At 74.0% G+C, this 19,323-nt stretch carries 16 protein-coding genes; 11 read left to right on the top strand and 5 right to left on the bottom strand.

Features of this window, described 5'->3' with window-relative positions; genetic code table 11:
• The first annotated feature begins 211 nt into the window (after window positions 1–211).
• The 5 genes from clpB to ACOACO_RS01210 all read left to right on the top strand — a co-directional run bounded on the left by clpB (window position 212) and on the right by ACOACO_RS01210 (window position 6,434).
• Complete coding sequence (gene clpB / locus ACOACO_RS01230; RefSeq protein WP_420294433.1) at window positions 212–2,818, top strand: ATP-dependent chaperone ClpB; 2,607 nt, start codon at window positions 212–214, stop codon at window positions 2,816–2,818.
• Between the two features lie 85 nt (window positions 2,819–2,903).
• Window positions 2,904–4,136, top strand: coding sequence for a hypothetical protein (locus ACOACO_RS01225; RefSeq protein WP_420294432.1), 1,233 nt, complete (start codon window positions 2,904–2,906; stop codon window positions 4,134–4,136).
• Window positions 4,133–4,960 carry a hypothetical protein gene (locus ACOACO_RS01220; protein ID WP_420294431.1) on the top strand — a complete coding sequence of 276 codons (828 nt, stop codon included), beginning with the start codon at window positions 4,133–4,135 and terminating at the stop codon, window positions 4,958–4,960. Before ACOACO_RS01225 ends, ACOACO_RS01220 begins: the two co-directional genes overlap by 4 nt.
• A 63-nt stretch (window positions 4,961–5,023) precedes the next feature.
• Window positions 5,024–5,701, top strand: coding sequence for a hypothetical protein (locus ACOACO_RS01215; protein WP_420294430.1), 678 nt, complete (start codon window positions 5,024–5,026; stop codon window positions 5,699–5,701).
• A gap of 79 nt (window positions 5,702–5,780) precedes the next feature.
• Window positions 5,781–6,434, top strand: coding sequence for a hypothetical protein (locus ACOACO_RS01210; protein WP_420294429.1), 654 nt, complete (start codon window positions 5,781–5,783; stop codon window positions 6,432–6,434).
• 74 nt (window positions 6,435–6,508) lie between these two features.
• On the opposite strand, the gene ACOACO_RS01205 is transcribed toward ACOACO_RS01210, so the two are convergent.
• Both ACOACO_RS01205 and upp read right to left on the bottom strand, forming a co-directional pair.
• Entirely contained in the window at window positions 6,509–7,618 is a 1,110-nt protein-coding gene (locus ACOACO_RS01205) for an aminotransferase class I/II-fold pyridoxal phosphate-dependent enzyme (RefSeq protein ID WP_420296279.1), read from the bottom strand.
• Window positions 7,619–7,677: 59 nt separating this feature from the next.
• Window positions 7,678–8,319, bottom strand: a complete 642-nt coding sequence (upp, locus tag ACOACO_RS01200; protein WP_420294428.1) for a uracil phosphoribosyltransferase — start codon at window positions 8,317–8,319, stop codon at window positions 7,678–7,680.
• A 107-nt stretch (window positions 8,320–8,426) separates the two neighbouring features.
• Here upp and ACOACO_RS01195 point away from each other — a divergent pair, with 107 nt between their 5' ends.
• The 3 genes from ACOACO_RS01195 to ACOACO_RS01185 all read left to right on the top strand — a co-directional run bounded on the left by ACOACO_RS01195 (window position 8,427) and on the right by ACOACO_RS01185 (window position 9,912).
• On the top strand, window positions 8,427–8,906 hold the full coding sequence (locus tag ACOACO_RS01195) for a tRNA adenosine deaminase-associated protein (protein ID WP_277499875.1): 480 nt from the start codon (window positions 8,427–8,429) through the stop codon (window positions 8,904–8,906).
• 76 nt (window positions 8,907–8,982) lie between these two features.
• Entirely contained in the window at window positions 8,983–9,414 is a 432-nt protein-coding gene (locus ACOACO_RS01190; RefSeq protein ID WP_420296278.1) for a nucleoside deaminase, read from the top strand.
• Between the two features lie 186 nt (window positions 9,415–9,600).
• A complete protein-coding gene (locus ACOACO_RS01185; RefSeq protein WP_420294427.1) occupies window positions 9,601–9,912 on the top strand; it encodes a hypothetical protein in 312 nt (103 codons plus the stop codon).
• A gap of 97 nt (window positions 9,913–10,009) precedes the next feature.
• Here the strand turns inward: ACOACO_RS01185 and treZ are convergent, their stop codons facing one another.
• A complete protein-coding gene (gene treZ, locus ACOACO_RS01180) occupies window positions 10,010–11,788 on the bottom strand; it encodes a malto-oligosyltrehalose trehalohydrolase (RefSeq protein WP_420294426.1) in 1,779 nt (592 codons plus the stop codon).
• Window positions 11,785–14,157: a malto-oligosyltrehalose synthase gene (treY, locus tag ACOACO_RS01175; RefSeq protein ID WP_420294425.1), complete on the bottom strand. Its 2,373-nt coding sequence runs from the start codon at window positions 14,155–14,157 to the stop codon at window positions 11,785–11,787. Before treY ends, treZ begins: the two co-directional genes overlap by 4 nt.
• A 224-nt stretch (window positions 14,158–14,381) precedes the next feature.
• Here treY and ACOACO_RS01170 point away from each other — a divergent pair, with 224 nt between their 5' ends.
• Window positions 14,382–15,137, top strand: a complete 756-nt coding sequence (locus ACOACO_RS01170) for a hypothetical protein (RefSeq protein WP_420294424.1) — start codon at window positions 14,382–14,384, stop codon at window positions 15,135–15,137.
• 94 nt (window positions 15,138–15,231) lie between these two features.
• Here ACOACO_RS01170 and glgX read toward each other — a convergent pair whose 3' ends face one another.
• Window positions 15,232–17,433: a glycogen debranching protein GlgX gene (glgX, locus tag ACOACO_RS01165; protein WP_420294423.1), complete on the bottom strand. Its 2,202-nt coding sequence runs from the start codon at window positions 17,431–17,433 to the stop codon at window positions 15,232–15,234.
• A 266-nt stretch (window positions 17,434–17,699) separates the two neighbouring features.
• Between glgX and ACOACO_RS01160 the strand changes: the two genes are divergently transcribed.
• Window positions 17,700–18,236, top strand: a complete 537-nt coding sequence (locus tag ACOACO_RS01160) for a hypothetical protein (protein ID WP_420294422.1) — start codon at window positions 17,700–17,702, stop codon at window positions 18,234–18,236.
• 16 nt (window positions 18,237–18,252) lie between these two features.
• Window positions 18,253–19,305: a TlpA family protein disulfide reductase gene (locus ACOACO_RS01155; RefSeq protein WP_420296277.1), complete on the top strand. Its 1,053-nt coding sequence runs from the start codon at window positions 18,253–18,255 to the stop codon at window positions 19,303–19,305.
• Window positions 19,306–19,323 lie beyond the last annotated feature (18 nt).

The following is a 19,323-nucleotide window of genomic DNA, read 5'->3' as shown; positions in this document are numbered from 1 at the left end:
GTCCGGGCCGGGCGTGGACCACGCCACGGACCGGAACGAAAGACCGGCGCAACGCTGGCGCAAGGTTCGCCCCGGGTACCGGGCCGCCGTCGGGAGCCACCGAAAAACCTCAAGTTGAGGGGAACAGACTCAACTTCGCTGCCGTTGACGAGGTCAGGCGGCCACACTGGTCACCGACCACCGCACCACGCCACACAGGGGAGGCACGCAGATGAGTCAGTTCGGGGCCGACAAGTTCACCACCCGCGCGCGCGACGCGATCGCCGCCGCCCAGCTCGCCGCGACGTCGGCGGGCAACACGTCGACGGAGCCGGCCCACCTGCTCGTCGCGCTGCTCCGCGAGTCCGGCGAGGGCATCGTCGGCACCGTCCTCACCGGTTCCGGGGTCGAGCCCACGACCCTGCTGGGCGCCGCCGAGCGCGCCGTCAGCGCCCTGCCGAGCGCCACGGGGGCGACGGTGCAGCAGCCCGGCGCGTCGCCGGCGCTCACGCGCGTCCTCGCGAAGGCGATCGACCTCGCGGGGGCGATGAAGGACGACTACGTCGCCTCCGAGCACCTCCTCGTCGCCCTCTCCTCGGTGGAGAGCTCGGCACAACGCGTCCTCGCCGACGCCGGCCTGACGACCCAGGGCCTCTCGGAGCAGCTCGTCGCCGTCCGCGGCTCCCGGCGCGTCACGAGCCAGGAGGCCGAGTCGACGTACGAGGCGCTGGACAAGTACTCCGTCGACCTCACCCGGGCCGCGGAGGAGGGCCGGCTCGACCCGGTGATCGGCCGCGACGCCGAGATCCGCCGCGTCGTGCAGGTGCTGAGCCGCCGCACGAAGAACAACCCCGTCCTCATCGGCGAGCCCGGCGTCGGCAAGACCGCCGTCGTCGAGGGCCTCGCCCAGCGCATCGTGGCCGGGGACGTGCCCGACTCCCTCAAGGGCCGCCGCCTGCTCAGCCTCGACCTGGCGGCGATGGTGGCCGGCGCGAAGTACCGCGGCGAGTTCGAGGAGCGGCTCAAGGCCGTCCTCGAGGAGATCAAGGACGCGGGCGGCCAGGTCATCACGTTCATCGACGAGCTCCACACGGTCGTCGGCGCGGGCGCCGGCGGCGAGGGCGCGATGGACGCGGGCAACATGCTCAAGCCGATGCTGGCGCGCGGCGAGCTGCACATGGTCGGCGCCACCACGCTCGACGAGTTCCGCGAGCACGTCGAGAAGGACCCGGCGCTGGAGCGGCGCTTCCAGCAGGTCTTCGTCGGCGAGCCGAGCGTGGAGGACACGATCCAGATCCTGCGCGGCATCCAGGAGAAGTACGAGGCGCACCACCGCGTGCGCATCACCGACGCGGCGCTCGTCGCCGCCGCGACCCTGAGCGACCGCTACATCACCGGCCGCCAGCTGCCCGACAAGGCCATCGACCTCATCGACGAGGCCGCCAGCCGCCTGCGCATGGAGCACGAGTCGTCCCCGGAGGAGATCGACCAGCTCCGCCGGCAGGTGGAGCGCCTCAAGATGGAGCAGTTCGCGCTCGAGAAGGAGAGCGACGCCGCCTCGGTCGACCGGCTCGCCCGGCTGCGCGCCGACCTCGCCGACCGCGAGGAGGAGCTGCGCGGCCTCGAGGCGCGCTGGGAGCGGGAGAAGCAGAGCCTCGAGGGCGAGGGCGAGCTGCGCCGCCAGCTCGACCAGCTGCGCATCGAGGCCGACAAGCTGACCCGCGAGGGCAACCTGGCCGGGGCCAGCGAGATCCTCTACGGCCGCATCCCCGAGCTGGAGAAGCAGATCGCCGGCCAGGAGGCCATGGAGAAGGCCGGCGACGACGACGCCGAGCCGCTCGTGGGCGACGAGGTCGGCGCCGAGCAGATCGCCGACGTCGTCGAGGCGTGGACCGGCATCCCGACCGGCCGCCTCCTCGAGGGCGAGAGCGCGAAGCTGCTGCGGATGGAGGAGGTCATCGGCGAGCGCCTCATCGGCCAGCACGAGGCCGTGACCGCGGTGAGCGACGCCGTACGCCGCTCGCGGGCCGGCATCTCGGACCCGAACCGGCCGACGGGCTCGTTCCTCTTCCTCGGCCCCACGGGCACGGGCAAGACCGAGCTGGCGAAGGCGCTCGCGGACTTCCTGTTCGACGACGAGCGCGCGATCGTCCGCATCGACATGAGCGAGTACTCGGAGAAGCACGCCGTGTCCCGCCTCGTCGGCGCGCCCCCCGGCTACGTCGGGTACGACGAGGGCGGCCAGCTCACCGAGGCGGTGCGGCGCCGGCCGTACTCCGTCGTGCTGCTCGACGAGGTGGAGAAGGCGCACCCGGAGGTCTTCGACATCCTGCTGCAGGTGCTCGACGACGGTCGCCTCACCGACGGCCAGGGCCGCACGGTCGACTTCCGCAACACCCTGCTCGTCCTCACCTCCAACCTGGGGTCGAGCTACCTCGTCGACCCGCTGCTGGACCCGGGGAGCAAGCGCGAGCAGGTGATGGGCGTCGTGCGGGCCAGCTTCAAGCCCGAGTTCCTCAACCGGCTCGACGAGATCGTGCTGTTCGAGGCGCTGAGCAAGGAGGCGCTCACGAGCATCGTCGACATCCAGCTGCGCCTGCTGGAGGAGCGCCTGGCGGCCCGGCGCATCGGCGTCGAGGTCACGCCCGAGGCCAAGCAGTGGCTGGCCGACACGGGCTACGACCCGGCGTACGGCGCGCGCCCGCTGCGGCGGCTCATCCAGAGCGCCATCGGCGACCCGCTGGCCCGGCTGCTCATCGGCGGCCAGGTCACCGACGGCGGTGCCGTGCGGGTCGTGCGCACCGACGGCGACGAGGGGCTGCGGCTCGAGGTCGCCTGACCCGCGGAGGGGTGCGGCCGGGCGCGCGGGGACCGCGGTCCGCCGCGTGTCCGGGCCGCACCCACGCGTCTGGTGGAATGGCCGGGTGAGCTCCTCCGCACAGCAGCCGCGTCCGCCCCAGGTCACCTTCTCCGGGTGGCTGGTCGTGGGCGGGTCCGTGATCGTGCTGCTGGGCGCCTTCGAGGCCATGGCGGCGCTGCGCACGCTCCAGACGCGGGAGGTGCTCGAGCAGTTCATCGCCGAGCCCCCCGGCAGCTCGCTCGGCCTCTCCTTCGAGGGCGCCCGCGAGATGCGCCGCATCGCCATCCTGGTGCTCGGCGCGTGCGCGACCGCCGCCGCCGTCCTCGGCTTCTTCGCGCTGCGGCGCGACCGGACCGCCCGCATCGCGCTCAGCGTGCTCGCGGTCCCGATCTTCGTGGCCGGCTCGATCGCCGGTGGGTTCGCCTCGGCCGTGGTGACCGTCTCGATCGTCATGCTGTGGCTCGAGCCGGCCCGCAGCTGGTTCGCCGGCCGCCCGCTGCCGGAGCGCTTCCGACTGCCGCGGGAGAGCGACGCCGCCCGCCGCGCCCGCGAGCGGCAGGACCCGTTCGCGATCCCGCCCCGCCACGACCAGCAGCCGGGTCAGCAGCCGGGTCAGCAGCCGGGTCAGCAGCCCGGTCAGCAGCCCGGTCAGCAGGGCCACCCTGGTCAGCAGCCCGGGCCGCAGGGTCAGCAGGGCCAGCCGTGGGGTCCGCCGCCCGGCGACCGCCCGGTGCAGGCGCCCTGGGGCGGTCGGCCGTCGCCGTACCAGGGCTTCGGCGACCCGCAGCGCGGCCCGTGGGGCCAGACGCCGCCCACCGGCCGGCACGCCGGGGGGTACGGCGGGCCCGTGCCGCCGCGCCCCGGTGCCGTGCTGGTGGCCTGCGTCCTGACCTGGATCGCCACCAGCCTCGTCACCTTCGGGATGGTGGCGCTCGTGGTCGTCGTGGCGTCGTCGCCCGACCGGCTGATGGACGAGATCCGCGCCACCCAGCCCGAGGCGGTCGAGCAGGGGGTCACCTCCGACCTCCTCGTCGCCACCGCCGTGTCCATGGCGATCGTGATGATCGCCTGGGCGGTCGCCTCCGCGGTGTTCGCCGCCTACGCGCTGCGTGGGGCCGGCTGGGCGCGGGTCGCCCTGCTCATCTCCGCCGGCATCGCCGCCGGCCTCGGGCTGGTAGCCGCCTTCTACGCCCCGCAGCTGCTGCTGCTCGCCCTCGCCGCGCTCGTGACGGTGGGCGCGCTGTCGCGCCGGGACGTCGGACAGTGGTACGCCGCGCGTGGTCGAATGGGTCGGTGACGACCCCCCAGGAGCCCAGCCCCTCGGACCCCACCTGGTCGTGGGGCACTGCGTCGCCGAGCCCGTCGGGGAAGGACGCCGGCGGAGCAGGGATGCCGGGTGACCCGGGCGTGCCGCCCGAGACCGCGCCGTACGGCGTCACCCCCGCGCCGTACGTCCACGACGCCCCGCCGCCCCCGATGACGACGCCGTACCCGTCGGGGGACCACGGGACCCCGCACGGACAGGACCGCTCCGCGGCGAACGCCTACGGCCTCGCCACGACGAACCGGCGGCGCCCGGCCTCCGTGGCGGCGGCCGCCGTCCTCACGATCGTCAGCTGCGCGTTCGCCGCCCTCCTGCTGGTGCTGGCGGGCGTGGTGGCGCTCGTCGGGGCGGTCTTCATCGCCAGGTCCGACGACGGCACGTCCGTCGAGGGGATGGGTGACGCGTTCGGCGTCGCGGCCGGCGCGGCCGGCGTCGTCCTCCTCGCCTGCGCCGTCCCGGCTGCCGCCGCGATCGGTCTCGCCGTCGGGGTGCTGCGCGGTTCGTCGGGCGCCCGCACCGGGCTGGTCGTCCTGTCGATCATGGCGGCCGTCGTCTACCTGGGCGTCGCCGTGCTGGCGGGTGCGGGCGGCGACCCCCTGACGGCGACGCTCGCCGTGGTCTACCTCGTCGTCTGCGTCGCCACCGCCGTGCTGCTGCTCAACCGCGACTCTCGGACGTGGTTCGCCGGGGGCGGGCCCGGCGCCGCGTTCGCGGCCGGGCCGGGGTACGGCGGGCCCCCGCCGGGCAGCGCGCCCTGGGGGCCCGGCCCGCAGGGGCCGGGGCAGCCCTGGGGATGAGCCCGGTCGTCGGTTCGCCCGGACCGCGTCCGCGGCGCCCCGCCCACGTGATGTGATGGTCCCGTGAGCAACTGGAACCCCGAGCCCGGTCAGTCGTCCGGCCAGCCGTCCGGCCAGGACCCCTACTCCGCCAACCCCTACGGCCAGCCCGGCCAGGGCCAGCCCGGCCAGGGGCAGTACGGGCAGAGCCCCTACGGCCAGCAGGGTCAGTACGGCAGCCCCTACGGCCAGAACCCGTACGGCCAGAACCCCTACGGCCAGCAGGGTCCCGGCACGGGGCGCCGGCCGGGCTCCGTCACCGCGGCGGTCTGGCTGTCCTTCATCGGGTCGGGCCTCGCGCTGCTGGGCGCCCTGCTGATGTTCGCGCTGGCCGGCAACGACGACTTCATCGACGGGTTCAGCGAGGCGGCCGGCGGGGGTGTCTCGGACGACGACGTCACCTCGATCGTCCGCCTCTTCTCGTTGCCGGCCATCATCCTGTCCATCGCGTCGCTGGCCGTGACCCCGTTCGTGCTGAAGCGCCGCAAGTGGGCCCGCGTCACGCTCTTCGTGCTCGCGAGCCTCGCCATCGTCGTCTCGTTCCTGTTCATCCCCCTCGGTCTGGTGTGGACGGGCCTGTGCATCGCGGGCATCGTCACCCTGGCCCAGGGCAGCGCGGGCACCTGGTTCCGCGGCGGCGGCGCCATCCAGTCCGCGCCCGGCTACGGCGGCGCCACCACCGACCAGAAGCCCTGGGGCTGAGCAGCTCCCCTCGCGTCCCCGTCGGTTCGACCCGCGTCGTGCCGACGGGGGGACGCGCCTCCGTGGTCCAATGGGCCGCGTGAGCAACTGGAACCCTGACCCCAGCTCGTCGCAGCCCGGCCAGCCCACCCCGCCGCCCTACGGCAGCCAGCACGGCGGCCAGTCCGGCGCCAACCCGCCGGGCGCCTACCAGGGCGCGCCCTTCAACGGGGGTGCGTACGGCGGCCCGACCGGATCGCTCAAGCGCCCCGGCACCGTCACGGCGGCCGTCTTCCTGACCTTCATCTCGACGGTCCTCGCCGGCCTCGGCGCGCTCGCGATGATCGTGTTCGCGATCGTGGGTGCCGACGCCTTCGAGGACGAGGTGCGCAAGGAGATCGAGAACAACGCGGACCTGCGTCAGCAGCTCGAGGACGCGGGTGCGGACGCCGGCGACATCGGCTCCATCGTCGACTTCGCGCTGGGGTTCCTGATCACCATCGCGGTGATCCTGCTGATCTGGTGCATCATCGCGTTCGTCCTCGCCATCTTCGCCGGGCGGGGCTCGAACGGGGCCCGCATCACGCTGGTCGTCTCCTGCGTCGTGACGATCCTCGGCACGCTGATCCTGGCCGGTGCGGGGCTGCCGCTCGTCTTCACCCTCGCGGCCTTGGCCACGATCGTGCTGTTCTTCACCGGCGGCGCGAACAGCTGGTACAAGAACAAGAAGATCGCCAAGCTCCAGGGCCGCTGAGCCGGCTCACCCACGCACGCACCGGACGCCGGTCGCCCCTCGGGGCGGCCGGCGTCCGTCGTACCGGGGCCGCGTCAGGCGTGCAGGTCGGCGGCGGCGAGGCGGTGCAGGCCCTCGACGAGCACGGGCTCGTCCTTGCAGAACGCCCAGCGCACGAGGTGCTGCCCGATCGTCGGGTCGGAGTGGAACCCCTGGAGCGGGATGGCGACGACGCCGGCGCGCTCCGGCAGGGCGGCGCAGAACGCGGCGCTGTCGGCCCAGCCGAGGTCGGCGACGTCGGTGACGGAGAAGTAGGTGCCCTCGGGCACCCGGGGTGCGAGCCCGGCCGCGGCCAGGCCCTCGCACAGCAGGTCGCGGCGGCGCTGCAGGTCGACCGCGAGCGCCTGCGGGAAGTCCGCCTCGGCGTCGAGCGCGTGGGCCGCGGCGGGCTGCAGCGGCGAGCCCGAGGTGAACGTCGTCCACTGCTTCACGGCGAGCACGGCCGCGACGAGGTCGGCGGGGCCGGTCGCCCAGCCGACCTTCCAGCCGGTCAGCGACCACCCCTTGCCGAGGCTGGAGACCGTGAGGGTCCGCTCCGCCATGCCCGGCAGCGTGGAGATGGGCACGTGCCGGTGGCCGTCGTACACGAGGTGCTCGTAGACCTCGTCGGTCACGACGAGCACGTCGTGGCGCACCGCCGCCTCCGCGACGACCGCCAGCTCGGCGGGCGTCAGCACCGACCCCGTCGGGTTGTGCGGGCTGTTGAGCAGGATCAGCCGCGTGCCGTCGTGCACGGCGGCGCGCAGCGCGTCGGCGTCGAGGCGGAAGTCGGGGGCGCGGAGGGTGACGGGCCGCCGCACCGCTCCCGCCATGCTCAGCACGGCGTCGTAGGCGTCGTACGACGGCTCGAGCAGCACGACCTCGTCGCCCGGGTCGACCAGGCCCAGCAGGGCGGCGGCGACGCCCTCGGTCGCGCCGGTCGTGACGACGACCTCGGTGTCGGGGTCGAGGTCGATGCCGTGGTGGCGCGCCTGGTGGCGGGCCACGGCCTCGCGCAGCGCCGGCACGCCGATGCCCGGGGCGTACTGGTTGCGCCCCTCGGCGACCGCCGCCCGGGCCCGCTCCAGCACGGAGGCGGGCCCGTCCGTGTCGGGGAACCCCTGGCCCAGGTTGACCGCCCCGGTGCGCAGCGCGAGCGCCGACATCGTCGAGAAGACGGTCGGCTGGATGCCCTGCACGCGGCGGGCGAGGCGCGCGCCCACGGTCAGTCGGCCACGCCGTACAGCCGGTCGCCGGCGTCGCCGAGACCGGGGACGATGTAGCCGTTCTCGTCGAGGCGCTCGTCCATCGCGGCCGTCACGACCCGCACCGGGATCGAGAGGTCGGCCAGCTCGTCGGCCAGGCGCTTCGTGCCCTCGGGGGCCGTGAGCAGGCAGATGGCCGTGATGTGGTCGGCGCCGCGGTCGACGAGGAAGCGGATGGCGGCGGCCAGCGTGCCGCCGGTCGCGAGCATCGGGTCGAGCACGTAGCACTGGCGGCCCGAGAGGTCGTCGGGCAGCCGCTCGGCGTACGTCGAGGCCTGCAGCGTCTCCTCGTTGCGGACCATCCCGAGGAAGCCGACCTCGGCCGTCGGGAGCAGGCGGACCATGCCGTCGAGCATGCCGAGCCCGGCGCGCAGGATCGGCACGACGAGCGGCTTGGGGGTCGAGAGCCGGACGCCGGTCGCCGGGGCGACGGGGGTGCGGATCTCGTAGGGCTCGACGCGCACGTCGCGCGTGGCCTCGTAGGCCAGGAGGGTCACGAGCTCGTCGGCGAGGCGTCGGAACGTCGGGGAGTCGGTGGTCGCGTCGCGCAGCGCGGTGAGCTTGTGCGCGACGAGCGGGTGGTCGACGACGAGGGTGTCCATGGACGGGAAGCCTAAGCCGTGGCATTCCCGCTGCTGATCCTGCTGGCGCGACGCGCCCGGGTCTGACACGCTGGGAGTCGGTCGTCGGCACGCGAGGAGGGGGACACGTGGACACGGACAGCATCGACTTCGCCCTCGTGGCCTACCGCGAGGAAGGCGTGTGGCAGCTGCACGAGATCGTGGACGACGTCCTCGACTCGGTCGACACGCTCGCCGCCGCGCTGCGGCGCTTCCCGGGCGACGGCGGCGCCATCGGCGTCGTGGGTGTCGACGAGGACTTCTTCGTCCTGGTGCGCGTCGCCGGTCCGCGCACGCGGATCCTGCTCTCCGACGTCACCGCGGCCGACGAGTGGGAGCTGGCCCGCACGGCCGTCGAGGCGCTCGACCTGCCGATGCCGGAGGACGAGGACGAGCAGGAGCCCGCAGGCGACCTGTCCCTGCTGGCCGACCTCGGCATGAACGCCATGGACCTCGGGCTGCTGCTCGACGACTTCGACCTCTACCCCGACGAGATGGTGTCCGAGATCGCCCGCAAGCTCGGCTTCGGCGTGCTCTTCGACGACGCGGTCGGCCTCACCTCGGCGTGAGCCTCCGCTCGTCCCCCGGCCCGACGGCGCCGGTCCCCGCGTGATCCATCCCCAGGGGGGTCGCTGGAACGCGCCGATGCGCGCCGCCCTCGACGAGGCGCGCGCGGCGCTCGCGACCGACGACGTCCCCATCGGCGCCGTGGTCGTCGACGAGCAGCGGCGCCTGCTCGGGCGCGGTCGCAACGTCCGGGAGGCCGCCACCGACCCGACCGGTCACGCCGAGGTCGTCGCGCTGCGCGAGGCCGCCCGGGCCCGGGGGGAGTGGCGCCTGACCGGCTGCACCCTGGTCGTCACCCTCGAGCCGTGCACCATGTGCGCCGGCGCGGCCGTCCTCGCCCGCGTGGACCGGGTCGTGTTCGGGGCGTGGGACGAGAAGGCCGGGGCCGTCGGGTCGCTGTGGGACGTGGTGCGCGACCGCCGGCTGAACCACCGCCCGGAGGTCGTCACCGGTGTCATGGCGGGGGAGTCCGCGGCCCTGCTGGGGGAGTTCTTCGCCACCCACCGGTGAGGTCGTGGTGACCCGACGCACTACCGGTCCGGGCTTAGAGATGGCTGAGACGTGGCTGAGACGGGTACCAGTAGGTGATCGACGGCAGCCAGTCGTCGGAGCGCACCACCTTCCCTCCCCCCATCAGGTGCTGCAGCGCCGACGGGCACGAAGCCCGCCCGGCGCAGCGCCACGAAGGAGCACGGCATGTCGAACAACCAGCACGTCCAGAACGCCACGACCCGGCGCCGCATCAGCACCGAGACCAAGGCGTCGTTCAAGACCACCGAGCTCATCGCCTACATCGCCGCCGTCGTCGGCGTCCTCATCGCCTCGGCCCTCGTCGACGAGTCCGACTTCGGGCCGCAGGAGGCGTGGTTCTACGTCACGCTGCTGACGATCGGCTACATGGTGAGCCGCGGCCTGGCGAAGTCCGGCTCGCGCGACTTCTACGACGACGACTCCGACCACGCCCGCGGTGACCAGGGTCGCCACGGTCACGCCGGCTCGAACGTCTGATCCTCGCTCCGAACCACACGGTGGCGCCGCCCGGTCCGGGCGGCGCCACCTGTGCGTCTCGGGGGTCGCGGCGGGCCCGCGCGGCGCCTCGGGACCTTCAGGCCCCGGGCGCCAGCACGACCGCGCCGTGGGGCGGTACGACGAGGGGCGACCCCGCGTCGTACCCGCCGGGCGTGGCCCACGCGACGCCGTACCCCTCGGGCACCTCGACCGTCGCCGGCTCGGTGCCCAGCGCGAGCACCATCCGCACGGACCCGCGCCCGATGCGCACCACCCGCGTGGCCTCGTCGACCTCGCAGGTGGTGGCGCCGAAGGACGGGTCGGTGAGGTCGGGCAGGGTGCGCCGCAGCGCCGCCAGCTCGCGGTAGACGCCGAGCACCACGGCGTGGCGCCCGCCCTCGGCCTCGGCCCAGTCGAGCTTGCTGCGCGTGAACGTCTCCGGGTCCTGCGGGTCGGGCACGACCGCCGGGTCCCAGCCCATGGCCGCGAACTCCTCGATGCGCCCGTCGGCGGTCGCCTTGCCCAGCTCGGGCTCCGGGTGCGAGGTGAAGAACTGGAACGGCGTCGACGCCGCCCACTCCTCGCCCTGGAACAGCATCGGCGTGAAGCCGGTCCCCAGCGTCAGCAGGGCGGCGGTCGCGAGCTGGTCGTCGTCGAGGTGCTCGGTGAGCCGGTCGCCCACGGCGCGGTTGCCGATCTGGTCGTGGTTCTGGCTGCAGACCACCAGCCGCCACGTGGGCGTCGAGCCCAGGTCGATCGGCACGCCGTGGTCGCGGCCGCGGAACGAGCTGAACGTGCCGTCGTGGAAGAACCCCTTGGTCAGCACCTTCTGCAGCGCCGCCAGCGGCTCGAAGTCGGCGTAGTAGCCGGTCGTCTCGCCGCTCAGCGCCACGTGCACCGCGTGGTGGAAGTCGTCGCTCCACTGCGCGGTCAGGCCGTGGCCGCCGGCCTCGCGGGGCGTGAACATCACCGGGTCGTTGAGGTCGGACTCCGCGATGAGCGTCAGCGGGCGTCGCACGTGCGCCGACCACGCGGCCGTCTCGACCGCCATCTCCTCGAGCACGTGGGTGGGCGAGGAGTCGTGCAGCGCGTGCACGGCGTCGAGGCGCAGGCCGTCGACGTGGAAGTCGCGGAACCACATCGCCACGTCGTCGAGCACGTAGCGGCGCACGTGCTCCGAGCCCTCGCCGTCCAGGTTGACCAGGTCGCCCCACGTGTTGCGCCCGCTCTTGAGGTACGGCGCGAACAGCGGCAGGTAGTTCCCGGACGGTCCCAGGTGGTTGTAGACCACGTCCTGGATGACGCCGAGCCCCGCCGCGTGGCAGGCGTCGACGAACCGCTGGTACGCCGCGGGCCCGCCGTACGTCTCGCTGACGGCGAACCAGCCGACGCCGTCGTACCCCCAGTTGTGGGTGCCGTTGAACGCGTTGACGGGCAGCAGCTCGACGAGGTCGACCCCGATGGAGACGAGGTGGTCGAGGCGGCCGATCGCGGCGTCGAGGGTGCCCTCGGGGGTGAACGTGCCGAGGTGCAGCTCGTAGATGACCGAGCCGGCCAGCTGGCGCCCGGTCCAGCCCGCGTCGGTCCACGTGAAGGCCGACGGGTCGAAGGTGCGCGACAGGCCGTGCACCCCGTCGGGCTGGCGGCGCGAGCGCGGGTCGGGCCGGGGCGCGGGGTCGTCGTCGAGCAGGTAGCCGTAGTCGACGCCCTCGGGGTACGCCGCAAGGTCGAGCCGCAGCGCGCCGGCGGGGACGGTCCACCAGTCCTCCGGTCCGCGGACCAGGTCGACGACCTCCTCGTGGTCGCCGGCGGCGACGGTCAGGCGGACCGTGCGGGGCCGGGGCGCCCAGACGGCGAACGGGGCGGGCGTGGTCATGCGGACTCCCTCGTGAGCAGGGCGACGGGGTACGTCGCGAGCAGGTCCGCCACCAGTACCCGTCCGGACGCGTCCCGCGCGACCGGGGCGTCGGCGATCAGGTCGTGCCACCGGCCCTCGGGCAGCTCGAGGGTCGTCGTGCCCCAGCCGCCGCGGCGCTCGAGCCCGACGGGGAGCCGGGTGACGACGCTGACGGCCCCGCCGCGGTCGAAGGCGACCAGGTGGTCGGCGGCCTCGCCCTCGGCGGCCAGCGGCGTGTACGAGGAGAACAGCTCGGGCCGGTCGCGGCGCAGGCGCAGCACCGTCGCGACGAGGCGCAGCTTGACCGCGCCGGAGTCGGCCAGGCCGCCGCCCAGCGGGGGACGCACGCCCCCGAGCAGCGCCGGCAGCACCTCGGAGCGCACGTCGAAGTCGACGGGACGGCGGTTGTCGGGGTCGACGAGCGACTGCTCCCACAGCTCGCTGCCCTGGTAGACGTCGGGCACGCCGGGGATCGTCAGCGCCACGAGCTTCGCGGCCAGCGCGTTCGACCAACCGGGCCCGGTGACGGCGTCGAGGAGGGTGACGAGCGTGCGCCGGGCGTCGCGGTCGTCGAACGCCGCGTCGACGGCCCGGTGGACGGCCGCCTCGTAGGCCTCGTCGGGGGCGGTCCACGTGGTGCCGTCGCCCGCCTCGCGCATCGCCTTCTCGGCGTACGCGTGCAGGCGCGAGCGCAGGTCCCCGCCGCTGGTGGCGGGCCAGGCGCCGACGATCGCCTGCCACAGCAGGGCGCCGAAGCCGGGGTCGGGCAGCGGGGCGGCCTCGAGCAGCTCCGAGAGGGCCCCGGCCCACAGGTCGGGCACCTCGGCGAGCACGCTGATGCGGGCGCGCACGTCCTCGCCGCGCTTGGTGTCGTGCGTCGAGGTGGTCGTCATCGCGTGCGGCCAGTGCTCCTGCCGCTCCGCCATCGCGGCGTGGAACGTGGCGGCGTCGACGGCGAAGACCGACGGGTCCGCGCCGACCTCGTTGAGGCTCGTCAGGCGCGACCAGCGGTAGAACGAGCAGTCCTCGACGCCCTTGGCCATGACCATGCCGGAGGTCTGCTGGAAGCGCAGCGCCGCGGGGTGCTCGGGGTCGGAGAGCAACGGGTGCAGGCGGTCGAGCACCGGGCCCAGGTCGGGGCGGTGGCGACGGGCCGACGTGAACGCCTCCTCGAGGTGGTCCCGGCCGGCCGGCAGGTACGAGCGGTAGACCGGCATCCCGGACACCAGCTCGGCGACCGCGTCGACGACCTCGTCGCCCGGGTCGCCCAGCTCGCGGGCGATGCGGCGCACCTCGGAGCCGAGGATGCCGTCGGCGACCTCGCGCTTGCGGTCGTGGACCATCGCGTGCCAGTCCACGGGCGCGCCGCGCAGCGAGGCCTCGAGCGCGTCGAGGGGGGCCTCGCCGGCGGGGTCGACGAACAGGCGGTCGACGAGGGCGAGAGCGTCGTACCCGGTCGTGCCGGCGGTGGCCCACGAGGACTCGAGCTCCTCGCCGGGCTCGAGGATCTTCTCGACGAGCACGTAGGCGCCGCCCGTGATGCCGGCCAGGTCGTCGAGGTAGCCCTCCGGGTCGCGCAGGCCGTCGGGGTGGTCGACGCGCAGGCCGTCGACGAGGCCCTCGTCGAACCAGCGCTTCACCTCGGCGTGCGTGGCGTCGAACCAGCGCCGGTCCTCCATGCGCACGGCAGCGAGGGTGTTGACGGCGAAGAAGCGGCGGTAGTTCAGCCGGTCGTCGGCGGTGCGCCACCCGACGAGCTCGTAGTGCTGCGCCGCGTGGGTGGCCTGGGCGTCGGGGGTGCCGTCGACGAGCACCAGCGTGCCGGGCCGCACCGGGAAGCGGTTGTCGTGGTAGCGGAGCTCGCCGTCGACCACGCGCAGGTTGTCCAGCGTGCCGTCGGGGCGGAGGTCGTCGTCGCCCACGACGGGGATGCGGATGCGCCCGCCCCCGGCCTCCCAGTCGACGTCGAACGCGTCGGCCCACGGCGACGCGGGGCCGGCCGCGAGCAGCGACCACCACCAGGCGTTCTCCGCGGGCGTCGCGACGCCGACGTGGTTGGGGACGATGTCCACCAGCACGCCCATGCCGAGCGAGCGGGCGCGGGCCGAGACGGCCTGCAGCCCGGCGGGTCCGCCGCGCGACAGGTCGATGCCGTTGTGGCCGACCACGTCGTACCCGTGGTCGCTGCCGGGCTCGGCGGCGAGCACCGGCGACAGGTAGACCCAGTCCACGCCGAGGGCGTGGAGGTAGGGGAGCGTGCGGGCGGCGGCGTACAGGTCGAACTGCGAGGTGACCTGCAGCCGGTAGGTGCTGGTGGGCGTGCGGGCGCTACGGCGCTCGTCGTTCATGGTGGATCCCGTCCTCGGCCGGCCGTGGGGGTGCAGCATCGCCAGCGTAGAGGGGGCGCCGAGCGGGGAGGGCCGGACGCCGACGGTGCGCGACCGGGCGCGCGGGGCCGACCCCGCAGGGGCGGCGCGCACGTGATCTGATGGGGGTGGACGACCGTACGGGCGACCCGGCCCGTAGGACCGGCCCGGGCGACGTCGCCGGGGGACGACTGGGAGGAACGAAGATGCGAGTGACCGTGCGACGCGGGATGCGTCGAGGAGTGGCCATCGCCGCGGGGATGGTGCTGACCACGTCGGTCGTCGCCGGCTGCGGCAGCGACGACGAGGGGAGCTCCTCCGACAGCTCCTCCGAGGACGGGTCCGACGCCGACGCGTCGGACGAGTTCGCCGACTCCTCGGCGGAGGACATCATCGCCGCGGCCCAGGAGGCGATCGAGGGCGCCGAGTCGTTCCGCGTGGCGGGCGAGATCGAGGATGACGGCGACACGGTCGAGGTCGACCTCATGCTCGACGAGGCCGGCGACTGCACCGGCGAGATGACGCTCGCCAGCGTCGGCAGCCTCCAGATCGTCGGCGTCGACGGCTCCTACTGGGTCAACGGCGACGCCGACTTCTGGACCGCGGCAGCGGGCGACCCGGCGGCGGCCTCGCTCTTCGCCGACAAGTGGGTCGTCGACGCCGAGCAGGACTTCGCCGAGGTCTGCGACATCGAGACCTTCCGCGACGACGAGTCGGACGGCGACGTCGAGGACGCCGAGAAGGGCGACGTGACCGAGGTCGACGGCGAGGAGGCCGTCGAGGTCACCTTCACCGACGACGAGGGCGAGTCCGTCACGGCGTCGGTGCTCACCTCGGAGCCGCACTACCTCGTCAAGCTCGAGGGCGAGACCGGTGCGTTCACGCTGAGCGACTTCGACGAGCCCGTCGACGCCGAGGAGCCCCCGGCCGACGAGGTCCTGGACCCCAGCACGCTGGGCTGATCCCGACGCGCCACGCACGACGGCGCCGGACCCGCGGAGCGATCCGCGGGGCCGGCGCCGTCGTCGTCCCGGGGGTGCCGGGGGCGGCGCGGGGTCAGTCCGTGGTCATCGCCGCGATGCTGGCCGCCACCGAGTGGTCGGGCTCCTCCACGGGGGCCTGGTGCTCGCGCAGCACCAGCACGCTGCGCGAGGTCATGGGCAGGCGGCTGCCCGCCGGGTGGCCCTCGTCGTCGGCGAGGTGGCCGGCGGTGTCGATGACGACGTCCCACGCCTCGGCGTACTCCGCGGGAGGCAGCACGACGTCACAGTCGCCGTCGGCGTTGAAGTAGAGCAGGAAGTGGTCGTCGGTGATGGTGCCGCCGCGCGCGTCCTTGCCGGCGATGCCGTGGCCGTTGAGGTACATCCCCAGCGCCTTCGCGCCGGGGCCCTCGCCGCCCGCCCAGTCGCCGTCCTCCATCGGACGCCCGTCGAGGTGCAGCCACACGATGTCGTTGAGCCGGTCGCCGTCCTCGCCGGGCAGCGGGGTGCGCACGGAGCCACCGGTGAAGAACCGCTTGCGGCGGAACGTGGGGTGGGTGCGGCGCAGCCGCGCCACCGCCGCCGTGAACTCCACGAGCGGGCGGTCGGCGTCGTCCCAGTGCACCCACGACAGCTCGGAGTCCTGCGCGTAGGTGTTGTTGTTGCCCTGCTGGGTGCGGCCCAGCTCGTCGCCGTGCAGCAGCATCGGCACGCCCTGGCTCAGCAGCAGCGTGGAGATGAAGTTGCGCTGCGAGCGGGCCCGCGCGCCGAGGACCTCGGGGTCGTCCGTGGGTCCCTCGACGCCGTGGTTCCACGACCGGTTGTGGCTCTCGCCGTCGTTGTTGTCCTCGCCGTTGGCCTCGTTGTGCTTCTCGTCGTAGGACACGAGGTCGCGCAGCGTGAACCCGTCGTGGGCGGTCACGAAGTTGATGCTCGCGAACGGGCGACGCCCGGAGTGCTCGTAGAGGTCGCTGGAGCCGGCCAGGCGCGACGCGAAGTCGCCGAGGTCGGTGTCGCCGCGCCAGAAGTCGCGGACGGTGTCGCGGTACTTGCCGTTCCACTCCGTCCACTGGGGCGGGAAGCCGCCGACCTGGTAGCCGCCGGGGCCGACGTCCCACGGCTCGGCGATGAGCTTGACCTGGCTGACCACCGGGTCCTGCTGCACGAGCTCGAAGAAGGTGGCGAGGCGGTCGACGTCGTAGAACTCGCGCGCGAGCGTCGAGGCGAGGTCGAACCGGAAGCCGTCGACGTGCATCTCGCTGACCCAGTAGCGCAGCGAGTCCATGATCAGCTGCAGCGAGTGCGGATGGCGCACGTTGAGGCTGTTGCCGGTGCCCGTGTAGTCCATGTAGTACCGCTGGTCGTCCTCGACCAGGCGGTAGTACGCCGGGTTGTCGATGCCCTTGAAGCTCAGCGTCGGCCCGAGGTGGTTGCCCTCCGCGGTGTGGTTGTAGACCACGTCGAGGATGACCTCGATGCCCGCGGCGTGCATCGCCTTGACCATCGACTTGAACTCCTGCACCTGCTGGCCGTCGTGCTCGCTCGCGGCGTACGACGCCTGCGGCGCGAAGAAGCCGAGGGTGTTGTAGCCCCAGTAGTTGCGCAGGCCCTTCTCGAGCAGCGTGTTGTCCTGCACGAACTGGTGCACGGGCATGAGCTCGAGGGCCGTCACGCCCAGCTTGGTGAGGTGGTCGGTGATCGCCGGGTGCGCCAGCGCGGCGTAGGTGCCGCGGATCTCCTCGGGGATCTCGGGGTGGAGCTGGGTCAGGCCCTTGACGTGCGCCTCGTAGACGATGGACTCGTCGTACGGCGTGCGCGGCCGTCGGTCGCCCTCCCAGTCGAAGAAGGGGTTGATGACGACGCCGTGGGTCATGTGCGGCCCGGAGTCGTCGTCGTTGCGGGAGTCCTCGTCGCCGAAGGTGTAGGCGAAGAGGGAGGGGTCCCAGTCGATCTCGCGGCTGGTCGCCTTCGCGTAGGGGTCCAGCAGCAGCTTGTTCGGGTTGCAGCGCAGGCCCTGGGCGGGGTCCCACGGGCCGTGCACCCGGTAGCCGTAGTGCTGCCCGGGCTGGACGGTCGGGAGGTAGGCGTGCCACACGTGGGCGTCCACCTCCGTCAGCTCCACCCGCGTCTCGACCCAGGTGTCCTCCCCGCCCTCGGGGTCGGGGTCCAGCAGGCACAGCTCCACCCGCTCCGCGACCTCGCTGAACAACGCGAAGTTCGTCCCGCTCCCGTCGAACGTCGCCCCCAACGGGTACGGCGTACCCGGCCAGACCTCCATGCCTCACTCCTCTCGCCCGCGCTGTCGTCGTTCGTCTGGACGATCCAACCAGGGGGGTGGGTGGCGTGTCGCGCGACGCGGGGGGTCGGGCGCGACGGACGGTCCGCCGGGGACGCCCACCGGCCGGACCTGACGACTCTTCGGCAAATCTTGAGGCGACCCTGCTTTCTTTACCGTTGCCCTATTCCCGAACTAGCGGGGCGAACCTAGGGTTCGTAGCGGTCCGGTGAGGGGTTCTCCGGGCCTCCTACGTCAGGGAGATCGCCATGTCCGAGACCGAGGCCCGTCCGGGTCACGTCAGCCGCCGAGCGGTCACCCGCGTCGCCGCCTGGTCCGTCCCCACCGTCGCCGTCGTCGCGGCCGCGCCGGCGTTCGCCGCGTCCCCCGGGACGTCGTACGACGTGCAGGTCACCGCCGACTGCGGCGCGTCCCTGCTGGACCTGTCCGGCAACAAGCGCTTCGCGATCACCGCGCTGACGGGGACCGTCCCGGCGGGCACGCAGTTCGTCCTGACCGGCGCCGGTCTCCTCGGGCTCGGTCTCGGCGGGCCCGCGACCGGGCTCACCGTCCTGGGCACGAGCACCGACGGCGAGGCGGTCCTCGCCCTCGAGGCCGACCTCCCGCAGGGCTCGACCGTGTACGTGGACCTCAGCGACGCGGCGCTCGCCCTCAACGTCGCGCAGACCTTCACCCTGGCGGCCGTCGCGTCGTCGGCCGAGTCGGGCCCCGGCGCGAACGCCGCGTCGTTCCGCCTCACGGGCGCCAGCGTCGCCGGGCTCCAGGTCGTCACGCTCTGCGTCTGACGGGAGTCCCGAACCACTGAGCACCGCGCTGCACCTCGCGACCGCCGGCACCCTCCTCGGGGTGCTGGCGGTCGCGGCGTCTGCGAAGGTGCGCCGCCCCGACCTGGCGCGGGCCGGTCTCGTCGCGCTCGCGCCGGCCCGCCTGGCGCGGTGGCGGGCGGCGCCCCAGGCGCTCGCGGGTCTCGAGGCCGCGCTGGCCCTCGGTCTGCTGCTCCCCGGTGACCCCGGTCGGGTGGCCCTCGTCGCCACCGCGGCCGTGCTCGCCGTCTTCACGGCGGCGCTGGCCCGGGCGGCCCGCCGCCGCGACGGGTCGAGCTGCGGCTGCTTCGGCGCCTGGTCCGACGAGCCCGTCACCGCGCTGACCGTCGCCCGCACGGCCGGCCTCACCGTCCTGGCCGTCGTCGCCCTCGTCACCGGGTGGGGCGCGCCGGGTCTCCTCGCCGCAGCCGGGTCGGCCTCGGGGCCCGAGGTGGCGGCCGCCGCCGGGACGGCGCTGCTGCTCGTCCTCGTGCTCGTGCTCGTCACTGCGCTCGGGGTCGCCGGGGGGAGGGCGGTCCCGAGCGAGGCACCCCGCCCCGACGGGTCCCGCCCCGCCGGGCCCGGGCCGACGGACCCGGCCGACCTCTCCGGGCAGCCGGTCCCGGTGGTCGAGGTGGTGCTGCCCGACGGGCAGGTGCGGGAGCTGCGCCACCTGGCCCACGGTCGCGCCGTGCTGCTCGTGGTCGCCTCCCTGGAGTGCGGCACTTGCCACGAGGTGCTCGACGAGGTGCCCGTCTGGCAGGCCGACCTCGGGCGCGGCGTCCACGTGCTGGTGGTGACGTCGTCGGATCGCGACCCGTTCCTGCGGCGCTTCCCCGCCCTGCGCCCCCACCTGGCGCTCGGCTCGCGCGGCGTGCGCGACGCGTTCGGTGTGCCGGGCACGCCGTCGGCCGTGCTGCTGGGCGCCGACCGCCGGGTCGCGACCCGCGTCGCCGTCGGCGCGGACGAGGTCCTCGCCCTGCTCGCCGGGACGCTCGAGGCCGTCGAGCGCGCCGGCGCCGAGCCGGGCCCCGCCCCCCACGCCGGGTGAGCGTCGGCGTACGTCGGC

The sequence above is a fragment of the Nocardioides sp. CPCC 205120 genome (genome assembly GCF_048654585.1).
GTDB lineage: Bacteria > Actinomycetota > Actinomycetes > Propionibacteriales > Nocardioidaceae > Nocardioides.
The sequence above is the reverse complement of the archived record's forward strand: the minus strand, read 5'-3'. Positions and strand labels throughout refer to the sequence as shown.